Genomic DNA, 6,365 nt, shown 5'->3' with positions numbered 1-6,365 from the left:
TCCCGTGTCAGGACCACTCGGGTTCGCGGTGGAAGCCGCCGAGCCCCTGAAGGATCCCGAGCAGGTCGGCGACCGCTTCACCGACGGCCGGCACCGTGACCGTCGTCGCCGTGCCCGCGCTGAGCGTGTTCGCGGAGGCGGATCCGGCGCCCACCGCCATGGCGGCGACGGCGACGGCGGTGCAGGCTGTGATGCGAAGCATCGATCGCATGACTAATTCCTCGTTTCAACTTTGTCGGATAATTCAGAGAGGCCCGCTCGGAGTTTTTCGGAGAAAGTTTCCGGGGCATCTCGTCGATGCGTTGATTCTTACAACCTGTGACTCCTGGGTTAAGACTTTCGTCTGTCAGGGTCCTGCCGTGACAACGTCATGCCAGATTGATTTCCAGGCTCCGCTAAAAGGGAATTAACCATTCCCCCATGACGTATGGGGGCCCGTCGAAATAGGAGCCAAACATTCCGGGAACCGGGGACGACCAGGGGCGACCGAGGACGACCAGGGGCGGCCAGGGGCGGTCAGTCGCCGGCGGAGTCCCGGATCGCCCAGCCGCGCAGCGACTCCACCCGCAGCGATCGCGTCACGACCCGCCGCGCGGCGGCGTGGGCAGCCGCCTGGGTGGAGGCGGACACGAACAGGACAAGGTCGGCGCCATCGGCACCGACCTCCGCGTAGACGTGCTGGACGCCGTCCTGGGTGCCGGCCACCTCCCGGACGGACCGGCGCAGTTCGCGGTCGTCCAGCGGCCCGGGACCGGGCATCAGACGCACATTAATCATGTACATAGCAAGCTCGCGCAGCTTGGCCGACAATCGGTCAACTTCGGTTGTAATCGCGCCACAGGTGTCTCATTCCGGTCGGACAGCCGGGGCCGTCACTGACGATCTACCTAGCCCGCGGGGACGGGAGAGCGGGAGACTGGTACGTGGTCCGAAGACGTACATAGGGGGCGAAGAGTGTTGCGGATACTCGGGCTGGCATCGGATCCGGAATGTCTGTATCGAGCCATGATCGGGGAACCCCATCTGGATGTGCCGGGGCTCGCCTCGCAACTGGACTGGCCCGTCGAACGGGTCCGGCACGCCCTCGACGAGCTGGCCCGCCTCGCTCTCGTCCGCCCCTCCGGGGACACCACCTGCGAACTCCTCGTCGTCAACCCCGAACTGCGGCTGACCGCGCTGCTCACCCAGGAGGAGGTCCGGCTCGCCGAACGCCAGCAGGCCATCGCCACCAGCCGCCAGGCCGTCACCGAGATCATCGACAGCTACCACAACGCGGTCCGCAACCAGCGCGGACTGGAGGTCGAGCGGATCACCGGCCTGGAGATGATCCGCGCCCGGCTGGAGGAACTGTCCCAGGAATGCGCCGAGGAACTCAGCGCCTTCATCCCGCTCAGCAGACAGCCGGCCGACTCCCGCCGCGCGGTCCGCCCGCTGGACGAGAGCCTGCTGAGCCGGGGCGTCCACATGCGCAGCGTCTATCTGCAGGGTTCGCTCAGCGACCCGGACATGACCACGCACTTCGACTGGCTGACCGACCTCGGCGGACGGGTCCGCACCGTGGCCACGTTGCCCCTGCGGCTGATCATCTTCGACCGGCGGGTCGCCATGGTCCCCTCCGACCCGGAGAACACCGCCTCCGGCGCCCTGCTGTTGCGCGGCAAGGGCCTGGTCTCCGCCCTGTGCTCGCTGTTCGAGCACGTCTGGGAGGCCGCGACACCCTACGGCCAGGAGCCGATCACCGACTCCCGCACCGGCCTGTCCAGCCAGGCCCGCGCCATCCTCAGCCTCCTCGCCCAGGGCTACACGGACGACGTGGTGGCCAGAAAGATCGGAGTCTCGGTGCGCACCTCGCGCCGCATCACGGCCGAACTGATGAGCCAGCTCGGCGCCCGCAGCCGCTTCCAGGCCGGCGTCCTCGCGGGAGAACGCGGCTGGCTGAGAGGCGCGACAGCGGAGAGCGGCACGTCGGACTGACCCGCCAGGACCGCCGAAACCGGCCGCGCGGACGAGGCGGGCCGGCGTGGAGGCGAGGGTGACGCGGACCGGCATGACAACACGGGCGCCGCGGACCGCCGCAGAAGCGGAAGCAGAAGCGGGACGGGCCGCCGCAGAACCGGAATCGGAACGGGCCGCCGCAGAACCAGATGTGGCACGGACCGCCGCAGAACCAGATGTGGCACGGACCGCCGCAGAAGCAGAAGTAGAGCGAACCGCCGTAGCGGCGCGGGCCGCGTGGCCCGCTGTGGAAGCCGAAGCCGCCCCCGGGGGGAGGCGGGTGTCGCGGCTGTGGCGCCGGGCGCCACGACACCCGCCGCTCACCGGGCCGCGGCGGAGCGGAAGGCGCGCAGGGCCAGCGGTACGACGACCGCCAGCAGCACGCCCAGGGTGAGCACCGAGGCCAGTTCCGGATGCCGTACCGGCAGGCTCGCGCCCGCGGAGGCGGGGGCGTTGCCCCACAGCACCCGGCATGCCTCGGCCACCGAGCTGACCGGGTTCCACTCCGCGACCGCCCGCAGCCATCCGGGGAGTCCCCGCAGCGGCATGAAGGAGTTGGAGAGGAACGAGAACAGCACGAGGGCGAGGGCGGTGACGCCGTTGATGGCCTCCATGTTGCGCATGGCGAGACCGATCAGCACGCCCAGCCAGAGCATCGCGTACGTGAATCCGAGAAGCAGCGCGAAACCCGCGACCGCCTCGAAGAACCCGCCGTGGATGCGCCAGCCGACCAGCAGGCCGATGCCCGCCACCGCGCCCATCGCGGCAGCCGCGGTGACCAGATCCGCCACCGTGTAGGCGAAGAGCACCGAGGCCCGCGAGATGGGCATCGACCGGAACCGGTCGGTCAGCCCCGCCCGCAGGTCCGACGCCACCCCGAGCGCGGTGGCGCCCACACAGGCCAGACCGACCTGGGCGAACACGCCGGCCATCACGTAGTCGTGGTACTCGCCGCCCTTGACGCTGATCACACTCGCGAACAGATAGCCGAGGATGACCACCATCGCGATCGGCGTGAGAGAGACCGAGATGATCTTCTCGGGTGTCCGGCGCAGATGCGTCATCTGCCGCCCGGTCAGGGCCAGGACCTCACTCATCGCCGCTCTCCTTGGTCTGCGCACCCGTCCCGGTCAGCTGGAGGAACACCTCGTCGAGCGAGGGCCGCCGCACGGCGAAGTCGGTCACCGGCACCCCGGACCGCTCGAGTTCCGCGGCCGCGCGGGCCACTCCCCCGATGCCGTCCACGAGCCGCACCGCGACCCGCCGGGTCTCCCGGTCGACGACCGGCGCCTCGGACACCGCGCGCCCGAGCGCCGCCGCCGCCGCGTCGAGCGATTCGGAACGCTCGACGGATATCTCCAGCCGCTCGTCACCCACCTTCCGTTTGAGTTCGTCGGCGGTCCCCTCGGCGATCACCCGGCCGGAGCCGAACACGGTGATGCGGTCGGCGAGGAAGTCCGCCTCCTCCAGGTACTGCGTGGTCAGCAGCACGGTGACACCGCGGGCGATCTGCTCGCGCACCTGCTGCCACAGCGTGATCCGGCTCGCCGGGTCGAGCCCGGTGGTCGGCTCGTCGAGGAACAGCACCTGCGGCGAGGCGACGAGACAGGCGGCCAGGTCGAGCCGCCGCCGCATGCCACCGGAGTACGTCTTCGAGGGCCGGCCCGCCGCGTGCTGGAGCCCGAATCCGTCGAGGAGTTCCTCGGCCCGGGTCTGCGCGCCGCGCCGGCCGAGGCCCATCAGCCGGCCGATCAGGACCAGGTTCTCGCGCCCGGTGAGCAGTTCGTCCACGGCCGCGTACTGCCCGGCCAGGCCGATCCTGCGGCGCACTTCGCGCGGCCGGCGCACCACGTCGTATCCGGCCACCGTCGCGCGGCCGGCATCCGGCGCGAGGAGGGTGGCCAGGGTGCGCACCGTGGTCGTCTTCCCCGCGCCGTTCGGGCCGAGCAGTCCGAGCACCGTTCCCGGTGGCACGCTCAGATCGACACCGGCCAGCACTTCGTGATCACCGAATCGCTTTTTCAGCCCTTCGGCTTGAATGGCGAATTCCATGCCCCTCCCCGCCCTCTTCTGGATCTCTCCGAGTGTGTGTGGATTCCCTTTCCGAGGCGTGAAGGTAGCAGGATAAATACCGGCCAGGTGCCCGTAATGTCCGCTATGGCATGGCAGCACTCTGCAGCCGCAACATGCTGCCTCCGCGAGACCTACGAATGCCCGCGAGCGCGCGCCAAGCTTTTTCCCGGAACCCCGCACCCCCCATGCCGCAGGAGAGAAGAAGCGAAATGGCAGCCAAACGGAACCTCGCAGCCGCACTCGGCAGGTGGAGTGCCGAACACCGGAAGACCGCGGTGTTCGGCTGGCTCGTCCTGGTCGTTCTGGTGATGACGCTGGGCAGCTCGGCGGGCCAGGTCAACCTCACCGAGGCCGACTACGGAACCGGCGACTCGGGCCGCGCCGAGCGCATCCTCCAGGACGCCGGACTGACCGAACCCGCCGGTGAACTGATCTACCTCCGCAGCGACGAACTCACCACCGACAGCCCCGCGTTCACCAAGGCCGTCGCCGACACCACCGACGCCCTGGAGGCCACCGGCCTCGTCACCCGGGTCCGCACCCCCGACACCACCCAGCTGGTCTCCGCCGACAAGCACGCCGCGCTCATCCAGTACGACGTCAAGGGCGACCCGGACACCGCGGCGGACCGCGTCCAGCCGGTCATCGACGCCGTGGAGAAGACGGACGCCGCCCACCAGGACGTGACCCTGGGTCAGTACGGCGCCGCCACCGGCCTCAAGGCCATCAACGACAGCCTCGGCGAGGACTTCGTGCGCGCCGAGTACACCGCGCTGCCGGTCTCGCTGGGCATCCTGCTCGCCGTGTTCGGCGCGCTGGTCGCCGCCCTGCTGCCGATCGCGCTCGCCGTGACCGCCTGCGTCGGCGCGATGGGCCTGCTCGCCCTGACCAGCCATGTGGTGCCGGTCGACGGCATGACCAACTCCATGATGTTCCTGATGGGGCTCGCCGTCGGCGTCGACTACTGCCTCTTCTACCTGCGCCGCCAGCGCGAGGAGCGCGAGGCGGGCCGCGACCACGCCACCGCCCTCCAGATCGCCGCGGCCACCTCCGGCCACTCGGTGCTGATCTCCGGCATCACGGTGTGCGTCGCCATGGCCGGCATGTTCCTGTCCGGGCTGACCGTGTTCGAGGGCTTCGCCATCGCCACCATCGAGGTCGTCGTCATCGCCGTCCTCGGCTCCATGACCGTCCTGCCCGCCCTGATGGCCATGCTCGGCGACCGGATCGGCGCCGGCCGCATCCCGTTCCTGGGCCGCCGCCGCGCCCGCCGCGCCGCCGCCGGTTCCGCCGGCTCCGGTTCCGTCGCTCCGCGGCGCGACAGCGTCCTGCTGCGCGGTGTCCTCGCCCGTCCCGCCGTCTTCGCCGTCCTCGCCGTCGCCTTCCTGCTCGCCCTGGCCGCGCCCGCGCTCGGCATGAAGACGGAGAAGCTCGGCACCGACAAGCTGCTGCCCGAGGACAACCCGACCGTGGTCGTCTCCCAGCAGATCGAGAAGGACTTCCCCGGCTCGCCGGCGCCGGCGAGCGTCATCGTCAAGGCCACCGACATCGACTCCGCGGAGATGAAGGCGGCCATCGCCGACTTCCGCGCGAAGGCCGTGGCCTCCGGCCAGACCGGCAAGGCCATCGACGTCACCGTCCACGCGAAGGAGAACATCGCCGAGCTGAGCGTCCCGCTGGCCGGGGACGGCTCCGACGCCACCTCCAAGAAGGCCCTCACCACCCTGCGCGAGACCCTCGTCCCGGACACCGTCGGCAAGGTCGCCGGCACCACCGCCCTGGTCCGCGGCGACCTCGCCTTCTCCGTGGACTACAACGACCAGTTGAAGAAGAGCATCGTCCCGGTCTTCGCCTTCGTCCTCGGCGTGACCTTCCTGCTGATGCTGTTCTCCTTCCGCTCCCCCGTCATCGCCCTCACCTCGATCGTCCTCAACCTGCTCTCGGTGGGCGCCGCGTACGGCGTGATGACGGCCGTCTTCCAGCACGGCTGGGGCGCTTCCCTGGTCGGCACGGAGGGCATCGGCGCGGTCGAGTCCTGGATGCCGCTGTTCGTCTTCGTGGTCCTGTTCGGCCTGTCGATGGACTACCACGTGTTCGTCGTCTCCCGGATCCGCGAGGCCTACGACCGCGGCGCCACCACCCGTGACGCCATCGCGCACGGCATCCGCACCACCGCGGGCGTCGTCACCAGCGCCGGCCTGATCATGGTCGCCGTCTTCGCGGTCTTCGGCACGCTGGAGATGCAGGACTTCAAGCAGCTCGGCGTCGGCCTCGCGGTCGCCGTCCTGCTGGACGCC

The 6,365-nt window shown here is 70.0% G+C and carries 6 protein-coding genes; 2 read left to right on the top strand and 4 right to left on the bottom strand.

The genetic code is table 11. The features are described from left to right. Positions 1-7 precede the first annotated feature (7 nt). Positions 8-211 (bottom strand): hypothetical protein, encoded by a 204-nt coding sequence (locus BZL64_RS13050; protein ID WP_086769275.1) that lies wholly within the window; start codon positions 209-211, stop codon positions 8-10. 305 nt (positions 212-516) lie between these two features. Next, positions 517-759, bottom strand: coding sequence for a hypothetical protein (locus BZL64_RS13045; protein ID WP_086769273.1), 243 nt, complete (start codon positions 757-759; stop codon positions 517-519). A 246-nt stretch (positions 760-1,005) separates the two neighbouring features. Between BZL64_RS13045 and BZL64_RS13040 the strand changes: the two genes are divergently transcribed. Next, positions 1,006-1,974 carry a helix-turn-helix domain-containing protein gene (locus tag BZL64_RS13040; RefSeq protein WP_229894502.1) on the top strand — a complete coding sequence of 323 codons (969 nt, stop codon included), beginning with the start codon at positions 1,006-1,008 and terminating at the stop codon, positions 1,972-1,974. Positions 1,975-2,315: 341 nt separating this feature from the next. Here BZL64_RS13040 and BZL64_RS13035 read toward each other — a convergent pair whose 3' ends face one another. Then, positions 2,316-3,092 carry an ABC transporter permease gene (locus tag BZL64_RS13035; protein ID WP_086769269.1) on the bottom strand — a complete coding sequence of 259 codons (777 nt, stop codon included), beginning with the start codon at positions 3,090-3,092 and terminating at the stop codon, positions 2,316-2,318. Further along, positions 3,085-4,047, bottom strand: a complete 963-nt coding sequence (locus BZL64_RS13030) for an ATP-binding cassette domain-containing protein (RefSeq protein ID WP_086769267.1) — start codon at positions 4,045-4,047, stop codon at positions 3,085-3,087. The genes BZL64_RS13035 and BZL64_RS13030 overlap by 8 nt, the downstream gene beginning before the upstream one ends. A 230-nt stretch (positions 4,048-4,277) precedes the next feature. Between BZL64_RS13030 and BZL64_RS13025 the strand changes: the two genes are divergently transcribed. Further along, positions 4,278-6,365: MMPL family transporter (locus BZL64_RS13025; RefSeq protein WP_086769264.1), on the top strand; the 2,088-nt coding region annotated here is incomplete at its 3' end.

Origin of the sequence: Streptomyces bobili (genome assembly GCF_002154575.1) — a bacterium.
In the GTDB taxonomy this organism is placed as follows: domain Bacteria; phylum Actinomycetota; class Actinomycetes; order Streptomycetales; family Streptomycetaceae; genus Streptomyces; species Streptomyces bobili.
This window is presented reverse-complemented; position numbering and strand designations above follow the sequence as displayed.